The following is a 15,687-nucleotide window of genomic DNA, read 5'->3' on the forward strand; positions in this document are numbered from 1 at the left end:
ACTCGGTGATCACGTTCTGGTTCGCGGTCCTGGTTCTCGCCTGGGTGCTCTACTTCGTCCTGGAGGGCTTCGACTTCGGCGTCGGTGTCCTCGGCCCCGTCCTCGGGCGGGACGAGCACGAGCGCGGAGCCATCGTCCGTACGGTCGGGCCGTTCTGGGACGGCAACGAGGTCTGGCTGGTGGCCGCCGTCGGTGTCACGTTCGCCGCCTTCCCCGACTGGTACGCCGCCCTGATGTCCGCCCTCTACCTGCCGATGGTGCTGATCCTGCTGCTTCTGGCGATCCGCGGATGCGCCCTGGAGTTCCGCGGCAAACACGACTCGCCGTCCTGGCGGCGCCGGGCCGACCTGCTGCTCGCGTACAGCTCCGGCGGCATCGTGCTGCTCTGGGGCGCCGTCCTCGGCATCCTCGTCGACGGGCTCGCGCTGCGCGCCGACGGCGAGGTCACCGGCACCGGCCTGGCCCGCAGCCTCGGCCCACTGCTCTCCCCCGCCGCCGGGATCGGTGCGCTCGCCGCCCTGCTCGCCGCGATCCTGCTGGGCGCCACGTTCCTCGCCCTGCGTACCACCGGCCCGGTCCGCCGCCGCGCCCGCGACGTCGCCCGGCACACCGCGACCGGCAGTGTGGTGGCGCTGCTGCTGCTCGGCATCAGCACCGGCAACCGACTGGCCCTGGCCGCCGCCGCGATCGTCTTCATCGCCGGTCTGCAGGCCCGCCGCTCCCGTGAGGGCACCTCGTTCGCCGCGGTGGCGGTGACGGTCGCCGCCGCGGTGGTGGCGGTCTTCACCGTGCACGGCGACGTGGTCCTGCGCAGCACCCTGAACCCGGCCTGGTCCCTGACCCGTGAGTCGGCGGCGTCCGGTCCGGAGGCGCTGAAGCTGCTGACCGTCGCGGGCGTGCTCATCCTGCCCGGGGTGATCGTCTACCAACTGTGGTCGTACTGGGTCTTCCGCCGTCGGGTCGCCAGTGAACGAGTCGCGTCGTGACCAGCGTGATCCCGCCGCCCACCGTCACGCCGTCGCCCGCACCCGATCCCGCGGCGGTCGCCGGCCCCCGGCTCTCCCGCGGGCCGGTCGACCCCCGGCTGTTGCGGCACGCCCGCACCGGCCGATCCGGGGTCGCCCTGCTCGCCCTGATCGGTACCGGACAGGCGGCGGCGACGATCGCGGTGGCGGTGGCGCTCACCCTGATCGTCGGGTACCCGGACCGGAGCGGGGCGATCGGGCTGCTGGCCGGGGCCTTTCTGCTCCGGGGACTGCTCGCCTGGGCGGAACAGGTGGTGGCCCGGCGCACCGCGGCCCGGGTCACCGACGAACTCCGGCGCGCCCTGCTGGACCGGATCGTCGCCCGCGGCCCGGCCTGGGTGGCGGCGTTCGGGCCCGGCCGGCTCAGCACCGTCCTGGGCACCGGCCTGGAGGCGCTGCGGCCGTGGTTCTCCGGCTACCTGCCCGCCCTGGTCCTCGGCGTGCTGCTGCCCCCGGCGGTCGTCGTGATCATGGCGGTGGTGGACCCGGCGTCGGCGGTGATCGCCCTGCTCACGCTGCCGCTGATCCCGGTGCTCGGCGCCCTGATCGGCTGGGCCACCAAGGCCCGCGCCCAACAGCGCTGGGCGGCCGACGCTCGGCTGGCCGGCCACTTCCTGGACGTGGTACGCGGCCTGGCGACGCTGAAGATGTACCGCCGGGCCGAGCGCCAGACCGAGGTCATCGCCGACCTGACCGACCGGCACCGGGCGGCGACCCTGCGGGTGCTGCGGGTCGCCTTCCTCTCGTCCACCGCCCTGGACCTGGTCGGCACCCTGTCGGTGGGGCTGATCGCGGTCCAGGCCGGACTGCGGGTGGCGGCCGGGGACATGGCGCTCGGCCCCGCCCTGCTGGTGATCCTGCTGGCCCCGGAGGCGTTCCGGCCGCTGCGCGAGATGGCGGCCCGTTACCACGCCTCCACCGACGCCACCGCCGTGATCGCCGACGTGGACACCGTCCTCACCGCCGGCGATCCCCCCGCGGCCGAGGACCGGGCACCGGGGACCGCGGCCGGATCCCGGGTGTTCAGTGAGCGGGACGGGCGGTGGGGGGTCCGGGTCACCGGGCTGCGGGCCCGCTACCCCGGGGCCGCCGTCGACGCGGTCCGGCTGGACGAACTGACCGTCCACGCCGGGGAGACGGTCGCCCTCCGGGGTGTGTCCGGCGCCGGGAAGACCACCGCGCTGCGGGTGCTCGCCGGACTGCACCCGGCCGGGACCGGTGCGGTGGCCGTCGGGCGGGCCCTGCACCTGCCGCAACGACCGGCGCTGCCGCACGCGCGTACCGTGGCCGAGACCTTCCCGGCCGGCACCACCGGCGACCAGGTCCGCGCCGCCCTGCGCCTGACCGGGCTGGCCGGCGAGATCACCCCGGAGACGCCCCTCGGTGAGCAGGTGGCCGGCATCTCCGCCGGGCAGCGCCAGCGCCTGGCCCTGGCCGTGCTGCTGCACCGCGCCGGACAGGCCCTGTCCGGAACCGGTCAGCGGACCACCGCGCCGGTGGTCACCCTGCTGCTCGACGAGCCGACCGCCCACCTGGACCCGGCCACCGAACAGCTGGTGATCGAACGGCTGTGGGAGTTCGCCGCCCTCGGCTGCGCGATCCTGGTCGTCGCGCACCGGCCGGCCCTGCTCGCCTCCGCCGACCGCATCGTCGACCTGGACCCGCCGGCCACCGGCATCCCGATCGGTGGCCGGGTGACCGCCACCGTCCGCACTCCCGGCGAACTCCCGTCCTGGTCCGGCACCACCGGGAGCACCGTCGCCGCCTCCGGGTCCGGCACCACCGTGAACGCCGCGCCGGTGAGTGGTGTGGCCACCGAACGGTGGGCCTGGTTCCGGCGGCCGGGCATCGCGGTCGCGCTGGGGGCCGGATCGGCCCTGGCCGGGATCCTGCTGACCGGCGCCGCCGGGTGGCTGCTCGTCCGGGCGTCGAGCCTGCCGCCGGTGCTCAGCCTGTCGGCCGCGGTGGTGCTGGTCCGGGGCAGCGCGGTGGCCCGTCCGCTGCTGCGCTACCTGGAACGGCTGGTCGCCCACGACGTGGCGTTCGCCCGGCTCGGCGGCCGGCGGGCCCGGGTCTTCGCGGACCTGATCCCGCACGTCCCGGGGCCCCGGCTGCACCGGCGCGGGGATCTGCTGACCCGGCTGGTCGACGACGTGGACGCCCGGGTCGACGGGCTGCTCCGCGGCCGGCTGCCGGTGGCCTCGGCCGTGGTGACCGGGGTGGTCTGCCTGGTCGTGGTGGCCCTGCTGGTTCCGGACGCGGCCGTCGCCCTGGCGGCGGGACTGCTGATCGCCGGGATCCTGGCCCCGGCGGTGGCCGGATGGCACGCCGACCGGCAGGAGGCGGCCACCGGCGCCGCCCGCTCGGCGCTGCGGGACGCGATGGTCGAGACCGTCGACGGGGTCGAGGAACTGGGCGCGGGCGGCGGGCGCCCGGACGTGCCCGCACGGCGGAGCCGGGCCCTCGCGGACCTGGAGGCGCGGGCCGCCCGATGGGCCGGGCTCGCCGCGGCGATCGCCCACCTCGGGTGGGGCGCCGCGGTCGCCGGGATCGCGATCGTCCTCGGCCGGGGTGACCTGTCCGCCGAGTGGAGCGCGGTGCTGCTGCTCGGCGCGGTGGTGCTCGGCGAGACGATCGTCGGCCTGCCGGAGGCCGCCACCGCCCGGCGCCGGGCCGCGGGCGCCGAACGCCGGGTCGCCGCGCTGACCGCGATCGGGGACACCCCACCGGCCGGCGGCACCCCGGCGACCGGCACCGCCGGGACACCGGCCGGCGAGGTACGGATCGACGGGCTGGTCGCCGGATGGGATCCCGGGCGCGCGCCGGTGCTGGACGGGCTCGATCTGCACCTCGCGCCCGGCGAGCGGACCGCGATCACCGGGGCGTCCGGCTGCGGGAAGTCGACACTCGCCGCGGTGGTCGCCGGGCTGCTCGCCGCCCGTGCCGGGGAGGTCGCGACCGGTGGGCGGGCGGTTCTCGTCGGCGAGGAGACCGGGCACGTGTTCGCGTCGACCGTACGGGAAAATCTGCGTCTGGCAGCGCCGGCCGCGACCGATCAGCGGCTCCGGGAGGTGCTGGAGCGGGTCGGGCTCGGCGGGCTGGAACTGGACACCTGGCTGGGGACCGGCGGCGGCACGATCTCCGGTGGGCAGCGGCGGCGGCTGGCGACGGCGCGGGCGCTGCTGGCCGACCCGGCGATCCTGATCCTGGACGAGCCCACCGAGGGCATCGACGAGCAGGGCGGCCGCGAACTGATGGCCGATCTGCTGGGCGCCGCCGACGGCCGGACCGTGCTGGTGATCGCGCATCGGACGGAGGGTTTGGACCTGGTCGGCCGGATCCTGAACCTGGAATCGGGCAAGCTACGAAATGTCCGGTTAAAGTGAGGTCATGGCACGTGCGCCCGCCCCGGGAACCCGGGACACGATTCTCACCGCGGCCGCCGGGCTCTTCTACGAGTACGGCGTCCGCGCCGTCGGCATGGCCCAGGTCGTCGAGGTCGCCGGGTGCGGCAAGAACCTGCTCTACAAACACTTCCCGAGCAAGGCCGAGCTGGCCGCGGCCTACCTGACGCTGGCCCGCCGCGAGCGCGAGCGCACCATCCGGGAGGCGCTGCGCTGGGCGGACGGCCCGGCCGACAGCCTGATGGCGCTGGTCACCGAGATCGCCGACTCGGTGACCCGCCCCGGCTACCGGGGCTGCCCGTTCCGTAACTATCTGACCGAGTTCCCCGGCGAGAGCGACGAGCCCGCAATGGTCGCCCTGACCTTCCTGGCCGACGCCCGCGCCCAACTGGACGCCCTGGTCACCGGCATCGGCGGCGACGCCCTGATGGCCGACCGGATCTGGCTGATCATCAACGGCCTGCACACCGGGCCGCCGGCGCAGGCCCAGGTCGCGGTCGACTGGATCAAGGACATGATTTCTTCGGTACGCCTGACCGAAGCCCTGTGACGTCCCGCGAGCCAGGCGGAACACCGGACCGACCCACGACCGCCGGGCCGGACGCGGTGGTCCCGGTTTAAGGTGCACCGATGACCGACGGGACACCGGTGCCGTATTCCTGCGCCCACTGCTCCGGCCCCGCCTTCGCCACCCAGTCGATCGCCGGCCGCCGCCTGCACTGGGACGTCCACCATCCGTGCCCGGCCGGCCCGGTTCTGGAGTGTGGCCGGGACGAGACGCCGGCCGACGTCCGCCGCGCTCTGCTGGCCGACGAGGGCACCCACCGCCTGCAACTGTCCGGGGGCACGAACCGGCTGGCAGCGATGCGGGTTCTCCGGACGTGGGGCATTCCCCTGAACGGACTGACCGCGGACGTCACCGGCACCGCGACCGAGATGCGGCTGCTGGCGCTGCTGATGGCCGACGCTGGGGTCACCGCCTCGGTTCAGGGCCAGGGGGCGGGTTCCGGGCCGGCCGACGCGGACGGGCCGTAGGGGGTGTGACCGGCACGGAAGTAGCGCAGGTGCCGGACACAGGTGATCAGGACGCGCTCGAACAGTTCCGGCTCGTCCTCGATCGGGCCGCGGTAGCGCTCCGGATGGTCCTCGACCCGCAGGTCGGTGACGACGTCGCCGGTGACGCGGGCCTCGTACACCTGGATCCCGGTCCACGAGCGCCACAGCCGCAGCACCCCGGCGTCGTCGAGCTGGGCCATCCAGCGGATCTCCATGTCGTACCGGCCGAGACCGTCGCGCAGCAGTCCGGCCGTGTCCGCGTCGAGCGCCAGCCCCGGAGCGACCTCGACCGGCCGCAACGCGAGGGCCGCCCTGGTCTCGGCGGCATCGGCCGCGGTGAACAGTGGACGCAGATCCTGAGCACTCATCCCGCCATTCTCGACCGCCCACCCCGCAGTTCTCACCACCTGTCACCCGGCATTCACCGAGCCAGGTCAGTGGCGGCCCTTCCAGTACTCGCGTCTCGCGTCGCCCGGAACCCAGGGGCCGTCGGGCCAGGCCGGGTCGTAGTTCAGGACTCCCTCGATGAAAGCGTCCGGTGGCCGGTAGCCGTGGACCGTCACGTAGTGCCAGATCTGAGTCGGGGCGGCGAACAACAGTCGCGGGCCGGACGGCACCCGGATCTCCGAGAACCCCAGCCGCAGGCGCCGGCCCGCGTATTCCGCTGTCGGCACCTCGTTCGACGGGATTCCGGGCAGAGGGTGCAGTCGTGGATGCCGCGGGTGCCGTTCATCCGCGGGCCGGCGATGATGTCGGCCAGCGCGGCCAGGAATCCGGCGGGCGCCACCCCGGCCCGGTAGCCGTGCGGCACATCCAGCCAGCCGACGTTGAGCACCCGGCAGCGGGGCCGGCAGACGATCTCACCGAAGTCGGTGTCGATGACCAGCCGCCCGTCGAGGTAGACGTACGGCGTGAGGTCCGCGAAGTAGGTCACCGGTCACTCGTACCGGAAATCGAATGATGTTTTCGTCCCGGGACGGGAGACTGCGGCGTGCGGGATTTCGAGGAGCTGGTGGCCGAGGGCGCCGCCGCGGACGTGGGTGGCTGGGGATTCGGGTGGCTGGACGGGCGGGCTACCGAGGAACGGCCGCCGTGGGGGTACGCGCGGCTGCTCGCTGATCGGTTGCGGACAGCGCGGGTGGCGCTCGACATCGACACCGGCGGTGGGGAGATCATCGGTGGGATGCCGGTGCTGCCGCCCCGGATGGTGGTCACCGAGGGGTGGCCGCCGAACGCCGAACGCGCCCGCGAGCGGCTGCCCGCGGCCGAGGTGGTGGAGGTGGCGCCGGGCGCGCCGCTGCCGTTCGGGGACGGCGAGTTCGACCTGGTCAGCAGCCGGCACCCGGTGACCCCGGACTTCCCGGAGATCGCGCGGGTGCTCGCGCCGGGCGGCACCTACTTCGGGCAGCACGTGGGGCCGGGGTCGGCGTTCGAGCTGATCGAGTGGTTCCTCGGGCCGGTGCCCCGGCACGGGCGGGATCCGGAGCGGGAGGCCGCGGCGGCCCGGGACGCCGGGCTGGACGTGGTGCGGCTGGAGACGGCCCGCTGCCGGATGGAGTTCTCTGACGTCGGGGCGGTCGTCTGGATCCTGCGCAGGTGTGTGTGGTGGGTGCCGGACTTCTCGGTCGAGCGCTACCACGACGAGCTGCGCCGGATGGACGCGCACATCCGGGAGAACGGATCCTTCGTCGCCCATTCGACCCGGACGCTGTTGGAGGCGCGCCGGATGGGTATTGACGGAGGACACTGAATCGAGGGAGGCCCCGGATGCGCTGGCTGCTGCTTCTTCTGCTCGTGGTGATCGTCGTCGGTGGGGTGTGGATGAGCCGGAAGGCGTTCACCACCGGCCGGCGGATGCGGCGGGACTTCGACGAACGGCGCTGACCCGGGCCGACAGGCGGAAATCCGATGGTATCGAATCTGATTCATATGACATCATGGTTGTCATGTCAGACGAAGACCGTGGCGCCATGGTGTACGCCCTGCTGCGCGAGACCCGGCCACTCGTGCTCAACTCGGCCCGTGTGGTGGAGGCGTCGCTGCGCGGCGACGGGCTGAGCGTCGGCACCCGGGCCGTGCTGGAGATGCTCGCCGAGCACGGCCCGATGACCGTCCCGGACATCGGCGATCGCCTCGACCTGGCCCGTCAGGGCATCCAGCGGCACGTCAACGACCTGAGCACGCGGGGCCTGGTGGAGTCCCGGGTGAACCCGGCGCACCGCCGTTCGGTGCTGATCGCCACCACCCCGGCCGGCGCGGCGCTGTTCGCCCGGATCCGCGCGGACGAGCTGGCCCGGCTGGGCGCGATGGCCGCCGAGCACAGCGCCGGGGACCTGGCGACCGCGCTGCGGGTGCTGCGCAGTGTCAACCGGGACGTCCGGCAGCGCGCCACGGATCTGCGATGAACCCCGGCATCCATGCGATGACCAGCGCGAACCGGCTGATGATCGCCGATTTCCTGGAGAGCCTGGACGCGACGGCCTGGACCGTGCCGACTCTGTCGGCGGGGTGGACGGTCCAGCACATGGCGGCTCACTTCGTACAGCCGATGCTCGTGGGTTTCGGTCGTTTCCTGCTGGTGTCGGTCCGCTATCGGGGTGACACCGACCGGACCGTGGACCATTTCACCAGGCGGCTGGCCCGCCGGCCGCGACCGGAACTGATCAGTCTGCTCCGGGCGCACGCCGGTGACCGCCTGGATCCGCCGCGGGTCGGCCCGATGGGCCCGTTCGCCGAGACGTGTGTGCACCTGCGGGACATCGCCCGGCCGCTCGGGCTGGACGCCGACGTCCCGCGCGAGCACTGGCGGATCCTGCTCGGCTATCTGACCGCGCCCGGGGCGGCGCCCGCGCTGACGCCACCCGGCCGGCTCGCCGGCCTGCGCCTGACCGCCACCGACCTGGACTGGTCGGCGGGTGAGGGCGCCCCGGTCAGCGGGCCGGTGGAGGCGCTGGGGATGGCCGCGACCGGGCGTCCGGCGGCACTGTCCGATCTGTCCGGTCCGGGCGTCGAGATGCTCCGGACTCGAATCACGTAGCTACATTCGGGGCGTGCGGCTGACCGAGATGAGCGCCAGTGGATTCCGGACCGTGGTGGCCGAGTTCCGCCGGCCCACCGGCGGGATCCGCTGGGTGGTGATCCCGACGATCCACATGGCCCACCCGGACTACTACTGGGCCATCTGGCAGCGGCTGCGCTCGGCCCAGGCGGTGATCGCCGAGCAGTACGACGGGCCCAGCTCCACCGGGCTCGCCTACGCCAACGCGATGCGGCTGGCCCGGCAACGGGCCAGCCGGGATCTGGTGCACCAGGACATCGACTACGGCGCGCTGGGTGTGCCGGTGATCTTCCCGGACGCGGTGCCGGGTCTGGCCGCCGGACCGGACCGGCGGATGCCGGACGAGCACCGGATCAGCGCGCACGTGGAGACCCCGTTCCTGGCCTGGGAGATGTACCGCGGCGGCGACGACTGGCTGACCGGCGTCGACCTGACCTTCCACGACCACACCGTCGTCGACCGTGACCCGGCGACCGAGGAACGCGACGATCTGCTGATCGGGGTGATCCGCGAGATCGACACCGAGTTCGCGGCCGAGGACATGGAGGTGGCGATCGTCTTCGGCGCCGCCCACACGCCCCTGGTGGTCCGCGAGCTGACCGGGAACCTCGGGCACCGGCTCCTCCCCGGCACCCGATGGCTCACCGCGATCGACTACGACGAGGCGCCCTACCTGCGCAGACCGCCCCTCGACGGCTGGATGGACTTCTAGGCCTCCTGGGTGGTCAGGCTCCAGAGACCCGCGTAACGGCCGCCGACGGCGAGCAGCTCGTCGTGGGTGCCGATCTCGGCGATCCGGCCCGCGTCCAGGACCACGATGCGATCGGCCTGCCGGATGGTGGACAGGCGGTGCGCGACGACCAGGGTGGTCCGCCCGCGCATCAGCCGGTTCAGCGCCTGCTTCACCCGGCTCTCCGACTCCGGGTCCAGGGCGCTGGTCGCCTCGTCCAGCAGCAGCACCCGCGGATCCCGGATCAGGGCGCGGGCGATCGCGATCCGCTGACGCTGGCCACCGGACAGCCGGGCGCCACGCTCACCGACCACGGTGTCCCAGCCGTCCGGGCGGTCCTGGACGACGTCCAGCGCGTACGCGTCCTCCAGCGCCTGCCGGAGCTGGTCGTCGGTGACACCGTCCATCCCGTACGTGACGTTGTCCCGGATGGTGCCTTCGAAGAGCACGGACTCCTGCGGTACGACGGACACGAACCGCCGCGCGGTCCGCAGGTCGAGGGTCTCCAGGTCGACCCCGTCCAGCAGGATCCGGCCCTCGGTCGGGCGGATGAACCCGAGGACCAGGTTGAGCAGCGTGGACTTGCCGGCGCCCGAGGTGCCGACGAACGCGACCGTCTCCCCCGGGCGGATGTCCAGGTCGACGGCGTCCAGCGACGGCCGGTCCGAACCGGGGTGCCGGTGGGTGACCGCGTCCAGGGTGATCCGGCCGGTGACGTCGGTGACCTCGTCCTTGCCCTCGTTGTGTTCCAGGTCGGGCTCCTCGAGGACCTCGGCGATCGACCGCACCGACTCGACACCCCGGGCGGTCACCGGGATCAGGCCGAGCAGCTGGATCAGCCCCTGGGTGAGCAGCGCGAAGTAGGTGGAGAGCAGCACCACCTCGCCGGGGCCGATCGGCAGGGCGCCGGTCAGCGCGAAGACCGCCGCCAGCCCCAGACAGGCCACCCCGAGGAACTGCATGCTGACCCAGGACATCGACGCCGCCTGGCCGTTCAGCATGTCCAGTCGCAGCGCGGCCTGCCGGACCCCCTCCACCCCGGTCGCCACCCGGGACACCGCGGTCTGCTCCAGGCCGTGCGCGCGGGTCACCGGGATCAGCGAGGCCATCTCCCCGACCCGGGCGGCGAGTTTCTCGGTCTCCTTGCGGAAACGCTCGTTGCGGGTCCGGGCGCGGCGGGCGACGGCCCACCGCACCCCCAGGGCCAGCGGCACGGTGAACAGGTAGACCGGCAGGAACTGCGGCACCATGATCGCGGTCATCGTCACGGCACCGGCCAGCACCATGATCGCGGACAGCAGCGGGTGGGCCACCTGCTGCAGCATCAGCTCGATGTTCTCCACATCTCTGATGACCTTGTTCTGTACGATCGACGAACTCGCCCGGGTGTGGAAGCCGATCGACAGGCTCTGCAGCCGTGCCGCGAGCACGTTGCGCAGGCCCGCGCCGGTGTCCCGTACGACGACCATGAAGTTGCGGGTGTAGATCAGATGGTTCGGATAGTTCTGGGCCAGCAGGACGGCGGCGACGCCCAGCCAGATCAGAACCCGGTCCACGTCACCGTGCTTCGCGACGGTGTCGATGATCTCGGCGGTGATGACGGGCAGCATCCACAGCGGGATCTCCTTCAGCACGAAGGAGCCGATCGCGATGGTGATGCGCCAGGGACGTCGACGGAGCAGGAGCAGCAGCGACCGGACCGGATGGTTCCCGTCAACGATCGCGGCGTCGGCTGTGAAACGTTTTAACACAATAGGGGAACGCTAGAGCAGCAGCCCCGGCACGCGCAAGGCGAACCGCTCCCCGATCAGGCGATGGGTGGCGGCGTCCGGGTGCAGCCGGTCCGGCAGCGGGGCGTCACCCTCGTGGTAGAGGTCCAGGCCGTTCAGGTAGTGGATGTTCGGGTCGCGCCCGGCGCGCTGGGCGACGATGCGGGACAGCTCCTCCCGGATCACCCGCAGCGTGAGCAGGCCCGGTGCGGGTTCGCCGGTCGCCCGGAACATCACCCGGCCCTCGCGCAGCGCGTCCATGTCGAACGCGCCCGGCCCCGGGGTGTCCTCGTGGATCGGGCAGTGGATCGGCGACATCACCAGCAGCGGCGCGCCCGGATGCCCGTCCCGGATCGTGTCCAGGAACCCGTGCACGGCCGGGCCGAACGCGCGCAGCCGCATCAGGTCGGCGTTCACCAGATTGATGCCGATCTTGACGCTGATCACGTCGGCCGGGGTGTCCCGCATGACCCGGGCGGTGAACGGATCCAGCAGCGCACCGCCGCCGAGACCGAGATTGATCAGTTCCAGGTTCGCCGCGGCGGCCGCGATCGCGGGCCAGGTGGCACTGGGGCTCGCGGCGTCCGACCCGTGACTGATCGAACTGCCGTGATGCAGCCAGACCGGACGGCCGGCCGGCGGCGCGGGCTCGACCGGCGCGTCCGAACGGAGCGCGACCAGCTCGGTGACCTCGTTGTGCGGCAGCCAGATCTCCACCGTCTTGTCGGCGTCACCGAGCCCGGCGAACGTGACGGTCCCCGGCACGCCCGGCTCCACCCCGGCGGAGCCGGTGGCCAGGTCGACGGTGATGACGGTGGCGGTGGGTGCGGTCGCCTGCGCGGTCAGCCGCCCGTCGACGAGCAGGTCGTAGACGCCGTGCGGCCGGTCCGGCAGTCCCGCGTAGGACCGCCGGGTCGGCAGCGTGTCCAGTTCGACGACCGTCGCCCGGGTGCGCAGCCGCAGCCGGACCCCGGAGGGCTGAGCCTCGACCATGGCCAGCTGCGGGTCGTCGGTGTGGGCCCGCGCCCAGCCCGGCAGCCGGTGCGGCAGCAGACCGCTCCCGGTGGTCTCCAGCTCGGCGGCACCGAACAGCAGCGCCTCGGTGATCGGGGTGGTGATCATTCGTAGACCTCGTCCATCAGGCCGGCGGCACATGCCGCCGGCGGATTCTCGCCAGTTCAGGGCCAGTTGCGGAGCGCGATGTCCACGACGTCCAGGGCCCGGTTCCACGACTCGGTGGCGTCCGGGAGGCTGTGGTCGAAGCCGCCGGCCGACTCCAGCTCGATGTATCCGTGGATCACGCTGCCGATCAACCGGACCGCATGGTTCTGCTCCGCCTCGGCCAGGTGGTAGCCGCGCAGAATGGCCCGGGTCAGCTGGGAGTGCCGGGGCCCGGCGCTGGCCATCGCGGTAGCTGTGTCCAGGCGCATCCTGGTGGCGGCGTATCGCCCGGGGTGCTCGCGGGCATAACCCCGGTAGGACTCGGCCAGCGCCACCAGAGCTTCCTTACCCGACCGGCCGGCCACGGCGAGTGCCGCCCGGTCAGCGAGCTCGGCCAGCGCCAGCAGGGCGACCCGGGTCCTGAGGTCCTGGGTGCCCCCGACATGCGAGTAGAGACTGGGCACCTTCACCCCCAACCGCCGGGCCAGAGTGGACGCGGTCAGCTCGGCGAACCCGAGGTCGTCGGCCAGCTCCGCCCCCGCCTGCACCACCCGCTCGGTCGTCAGTCCCGCGCGCACCATCACGCCCCCTTCCCTTAAACCCATCATGAATTACCTAAGCCAATTAGGCAACCCGGTTGGGTCAGGAGGGAGGCTGCGGGCAAGCAGGCTCCGAAGGGGGACCGTGGCGCGAGGAGGTGGCGCGAGGAGGTGGCGCGAGGAGGTGGCGCGAGGAGGTGGCGCGAGGAGGTGGGGGAAGAAGTGGAAGGAAGAGGTAGGCGGAAGTGCAGTGGGCGGGGTCAGGTGGGGCCGTCGTTCAGCAGGGCCCTCACCTCGGCCTCGTGGGTGGCCACGTCGCCCTGCTCGTAGGCCTCGACCACCCGCGGGTCGACGTAGGAGCCCCGGGCCACCGCCGGCGTGTTGCCCAGCAAGGTCGCCGCCTCCCGCATCGCCTCGGCCACCGCCTTCCGGCGCTTCGCGGGTGTCGGCTGCGGGCCCGCGTCGGCCAGGGCGACGGCGGCCCGGACCGTGCCGTGCCAGGTGCGGAAGTCCTTGGCGGTCATGTCCTCGCCGCTGATCTCGCGCAGGTATTCGTTGATCGTCCCGGCGTGCACCGGCTGCCAGCGGCGTGCCGACGGATCCCAGTGGGCGAAGAGCCGGTCGGCACCCCGGCGGCGGCGTTTCAAGCCGCGCAGAACGGCGCAGATCTCCAGGTGGACCACGTCCACCTCGTGTTCGACGCCGGATTTGCCGACGAACTCCAGGACGGCCACCGCGCCGCGGATCCGGACGTGTTCGGGACGCAGCGTGGACAGGCCGTACGACGGGTCCTCGTCCCGGGCGGCTGATTCGGCGCCGCCCATCCGGAACATGCCCATGTCCAGGAGCCCTACGACCGCGGCCAGGACCCGCGACCGGGTGAGGCCGCGGCCGGTCAGGTCGGTGTCCAGGCGGTCCCGGACCTCGGGCAGGCGTTCGGCCAGTTCGAGGACCCGGTCGAACTTGGCCCGGTCCTGCTGTTCGCGCCACACCGGGTGGTACAGGTACTGCTTGCGCCCGGCGGCGTCGACCCCGACCGCCTGGATGTGGCCGCGCGGGTCGGGGGCGATCCACACCTGCCGCCAGGCGGGCGGGATGACCAGGGCGGCGATCCGGTCGAGGGTCTCCCGGTCCCGGACCGGTTCACCGGCGGCATCGACGACACGCCGTCCGTTTCTGGTCAGTCCGGGCTTGGCCGGGTCACTACGCCGCAGCCGCATCCTGATCCTCCCCCAGCCACATCCCGAACCGTTCCCGCAGCCGCGTCCCGAGCGTTGCCCGCGGCTGCGCCCTATGCCTTCCCCGCAGCGGCGTCCCGAACCTTCTCCACCGCCGCGGCCCGGGCCTTCTCCGCGGCGGCGAGGACGTCGTCCTCGGTGACGGCGAGCAGGGCGGGGTGGACCGGGCCGGGCAGGTCGCCGCGGCCGCTGTGCGTGCCGTGCCAGATCACCTGGTGGTAGGCGCGGTCGGCGGGCGGCCCCCAGTGCTCCGGGGACACCGGGCCGAACAGCACCACCGACGGGGTGCGGTACCCGGTGGCCAGATGCGCGATGCCGGTGTCGCCACAGATCACCAGCCGGGCCGCGGCCACCAGGGCGGCCAGTTCGCCGAGTCCGGTTCGGATCACCGCGCCGGGTAGGCCAGCGAGTTCGCTCACCCGTACACACAGATCGTGCTCGGCGGGGGAACCGGTGACCCGGACGTGATGGCCCGCATCGGCCAGACGCCGTGCGACGGACGCGAAGCGTTCCGGAGGCCAGCGCCGCGCCGGCGACGCGGCACCCGGGTGCACGATCGTGACACCGGCGGGCATGTCCACGTCCGGCACTTCCAGATCAAGGTCCGATTCTTTCGCCGGTACGCCATACCAGCGCATCAGCCGGCACCAGCGAGTCACCTCGTGCTCGTCGGCAACCCAAGCCGGCCCGTCGAAAAAAGGTCCGTCGCAAGAAGGCCCGTCCGGAGATCCCGTGGCGAACGCCCACAACTCCGCCGGCCGCAGCGCCGTCAACAGCCGGTGCGACTGCGGCCCCCGGCCGTGCAGGTTCACCGCCAGCCGGGGCCGGTCCGGCGCCCCGGCCAGGGGTTCCAGCCCGGCAGCCGGGACGATCCGGTCGATGCCCCCGATCGTGGCGATCAACGGGCCGAGCCAGGTGGGGGCGGCCAGACTCAGCGTCTCGGCGGGGAAGGCGGCCCGGAGCCCGCGCAGGGCGGGCACCGCCGTCGCCAGATCGCCCACGCCGAGCGCGCGCAGGGCGAGGATCACGGGTACGAGCTCTCCGTCTCCGCCGCGACCACCATCTCCCGGACGGCGCACCCGGGCGGTTGCCGCAGCGCGAACACGATGGTGGCGGCCACGTGTGCCGGGTCGTTGAGCACCGCGTCCGGCCCGGGCTTGTAGCGGTCCTCGCGCTCGTCGAAGAACCGGGTCCGCATCCCGCCGGGGATCAGCAGGGTGACGCCGACCTGCCCGGCCAGTTCCGCCGCGAGCGCCCGGGTGAACCCGACCACCCCGAACTTGGCGGCGCAGTAGGCGGTCGCGTCGGACACCGCCTTGATCCCCAGCGTCGACGACACGGTCACGATCCCGCCGCGGGACCGTTTCAGTGCGGGCAGCGCGGCCCGGATCACCGCGGCCGTGGCCAGCAGGTCCACTGCCACGATCCGGTCCCAGACCAGGCCGGGAACGTCCGCGAGGGTGCCGGGCACGTCCATGCCGGCCGCGGTCACCACCCCGTCCACACCGCCGCCGGCCCGCGCGATCAGCTCCTGGGTGGCGGCCTCCGCGGCCCGGGTGTCGGCCAGGTCGCACTCGGCCCACTCCACCCCGTCCCGCGGGGGCTGCCGGTCGATGACGTACGGCCGGCCTCCGGCTTCGGCGACCGCGTCGACGACCGCCGCTCCCAGTCCGCTGGACCCTCCACTGACGATGACCGCATCCATGG

The 15,687-nt window shown here is 73.2% G+C and carries 17 protein-coding genes; 8 read left to right on the top strand and 9 right to left on the bottom strand.

Annotated features, from left to right (window positions below):
• Positions 1–5: 5 nt before the first annotated feature.
• The 4 genes from cydB to Aco03nite_RS23335 all read left to right on the top strand — a co-directional run bounded on the left by cydB (position 6) and on the right by Aco03nite_RS23335 (position 5,464).
• A complete protein-coding gene (gene cydB / locus Aco03nite_RS23320; RefSeq protein WP_203797833.1) occupies positions 6–986 on the top strand; it encodes a cytochrome d ubiquinol oxidase subunit II in 981 nt (326 codons plus the stop codon).
• Positions 983–4,411 (top strand): thiol reductant ABC exporter subunit CydC, encoded by a 3,429-nt coding sequence (gene cydC, locus Aco03nite_RS23325; protein WP_239145364.1) that lies wholly within the window; start codon positions 983–985, stop codon positions 4,409–4,411. The genes cydB and cydC overlap by 4 nt, the downstream gene beginning before the upstream one ends.
• 4 nt (positions 4,412–4,415) lie before the next feature.
• Complete coding sequence (locus Aco03nite_RS23330) at positions 4,416–4,979, top strand: TetR/AcrR family transcriptional regulator (RefSeq protein WP_203797835.1); 564 nt, start codon at positions 4,416–4,418, stop codon at positions 4,977–4,979.
• Positions 4,980–5,059: 80 nt separating this feature from the next.
• Positions 5,060–5,464 (top strand): hypothetical protein, encoded by a 405-nt coding sequence (locus Aco03nite_RS23335; RefSeq protein ID WP_203797837.1) that lies wholly within the window; start codon positions 5,060–5,062, stop codon positions 5,462–5,464.
• Here Aco03nite_RS23335 and Aco03nite_RS23340 read toward each other — a convergent pair.
• From Aco03nite_RS23340 to Aco03nite_RS55050, 3 genes are all read right to left on the bottom strand, one after another.
• Positions 5,416–5,853 (bottom strand): hypothetical protein, encoded by a 438-nt coding sequence (locus tag Aco03nite_RS23340; protein WP_203797839.1) that lies wholly within the window; start codon positions 5,851–5,853, stop codon positions 5,416–5,418. The two genes, Aco03nite_RS23335 and Aco03nite_RS23340, sit on opposite strands and share 49 nt — an antisense overlap.
• Before the next feature lie 66 nt (positions 5,854–5,919).
• Complete coding sequence (locus tag Aco03nite_RS23345; RefSeq protein WP_203797841.1) at positions 5,920–6,159, bottom strand: DUF7919 family protein; 240 nt, start codon at positions 6,157–6,159, stop codon at positions 5,920–5,922.
• Complete coding sequence (locus tag Aco03nite_RS55050) at positions 6,045–6,419, bottom strand: DUF7919 family protein (protein ID WP_310381041.1); 375 nt, start codon at positions 6,417–6,419, stop codon at positions 6,045–6,047. The genes Aco03nite_RS23345 and Aco03nite_RS55050 overlap by 115 nt, the downstream gene beginning before the upstream one ends.
• 57 nt (positions 6,420–6,476) lie before the next feature.
• On the opposite strand from Aco03nite_RS55050, the gene Aco03nite_RS23350 reads away from it, so the two are divergent.
• From Aco03nite_RS23350 to Aco03nite_RS23365, 4 genes are all read left to right on the top strand, one after another.
• Positions 6,477–7,235 (top strand): methyltransferase domain-containing protein, encoded by a 759-nt coding sequence (locus tag Aco03nite_RS23350; protein WP_203797843.1) that lies wholly within the window; start codon positions 6,477–6,479, stop codon positions 7,233–7,235.
• A 196-nt stretch (positions 7,236–7,431) separates the two neighbouring features.
• Complete coding sequence (locus Aco03nite_RS23355; RefSeq protein WP_203797845.1) at positions 7,432–7,890, top strand: MarR family winged helix-turn-helix transcriptional regulator; 459 nt, start codon at positions 7,432–7,434, stop codon at positions 7,888–7,890.
• The gene (locus Aco03nite_RS23360) at positions 7,887–8,522 is read left to right on the top strand and encodes a maleylpyruvate isomerase family mycothiol-dependent enzyme (protein WP_203797847.1); all 636 of its coding nucleotides are present in this window, start codon (positions 7,887–7,889) and stop codon (positions 8,520–8,522) included. The genes Aco03nite_RS23355 and Aco03nite_RS23360 overlap by 4 nt, the downstream gene beginning before the upstream one ends.
• Before the next feature lie 13 nt (positions 8,523–8,535).
• Entirely contained in the window at positions 8,536–9,255 is a 720-nt protein-coding gene (locus tag Aco03nite_RS23365) for a hypothetical protein (RefSeq protein WP_203797849.1), read from the top strand.
• Here the strand turns inward: Aco03nite_RS23365 and Aco03nite_RS23370 are convergent.
• The 6 genes from Aco03nite_RS23370 to Aco03nite_RS23395 form a co-directional block, all read right to left on the bottom strand.
• A complete protein-coding gene (locus Aco03nite_RS23370; protein WP_239145365.1) occupies positions 9,252–11,024 on the bottom strand; it encodes an ABC transporter ATP-binding protein in 1,773 nt (590 codons plus the stop codon). The two genes, Aco03nite_RS23365 and Aco03nite_RS23370, sit on opposite strands and share 4 nt — an antisense overlap.
• Before the next feature lie 12 nt (positions 11,025–11,036).
• Positions 11,037–12,164: a GDSL-type esterase/lipase family protein gene (locus Aco03nite_RS23375; protein WP_239145366.1), complete on the bottom strand. Its 1,128-nt coding sequence runs from the start codon at positions 12,162–12,164 to the stop codon at positions 11,037–11,039.
• Between the two features lie 56 nt (positions 12,165–12,220).
• Positions 12,221–12,784: a TetR/AcrR family transcriptional regulator gene (locus tag Aco03nite_RS23380; RefSeq protein WP_203797853.1), complete on the bottom strand. Its 564-nt coding sequence runs from the start codon at positions 12,782–12,784 to the stop codon at positions 12,221–12,223.
• 218 nt (positions 12,785–13,002) lie between these two features.
• A complete protein-coding gene (locus tag Aco03nite_RS23385) occupies positions 13,003–13,962 on the bottom strand; it encodes a DNA topoisomerase IB (RefSeq protein WP_203797855.1) in 960 nt (319 codons plus the stop codon).
• 71 nt (positions 13,963–14,033) lie between these two features.
• Positions 14,034–15,008 (bottom strand): glycosyltransferase family 9 protein, encoded by a 975-nt coding sequence (locus tag Aco03nite_RS23390; protein WP_203797857.1) that lies wholly within the window; start codon positions 15,006–15,008, stop codon positions 14,034–14,036.
• Positions 15,005–15,685, bottom strand: coding sequence for an SDR family oxidoreductase (locus tag Aco03nite_RS23395; RefSeq protein ID WP_203797859.1), 681 nt, complete (start codon positions 15,683–15,685; stop codon positions 15,005–15,007). The genes Aco03nite_RS23390 and Aco03nite_RS23395 overlap by 4 nt, the downstream gene beginning before the upstream one ends.
• Positions 15,686–15,687 lie beyond the last annotated feature (2 nt).

This window comes from Actinoplanes couchii (genome assembly GCF_016862075.1).
GTDB lineage: Bacteria > Actinomycetota > Actinomycetes > Mycobacteriales > Micromonosporaceae > Actinoplanes > Actinoplanes couchii.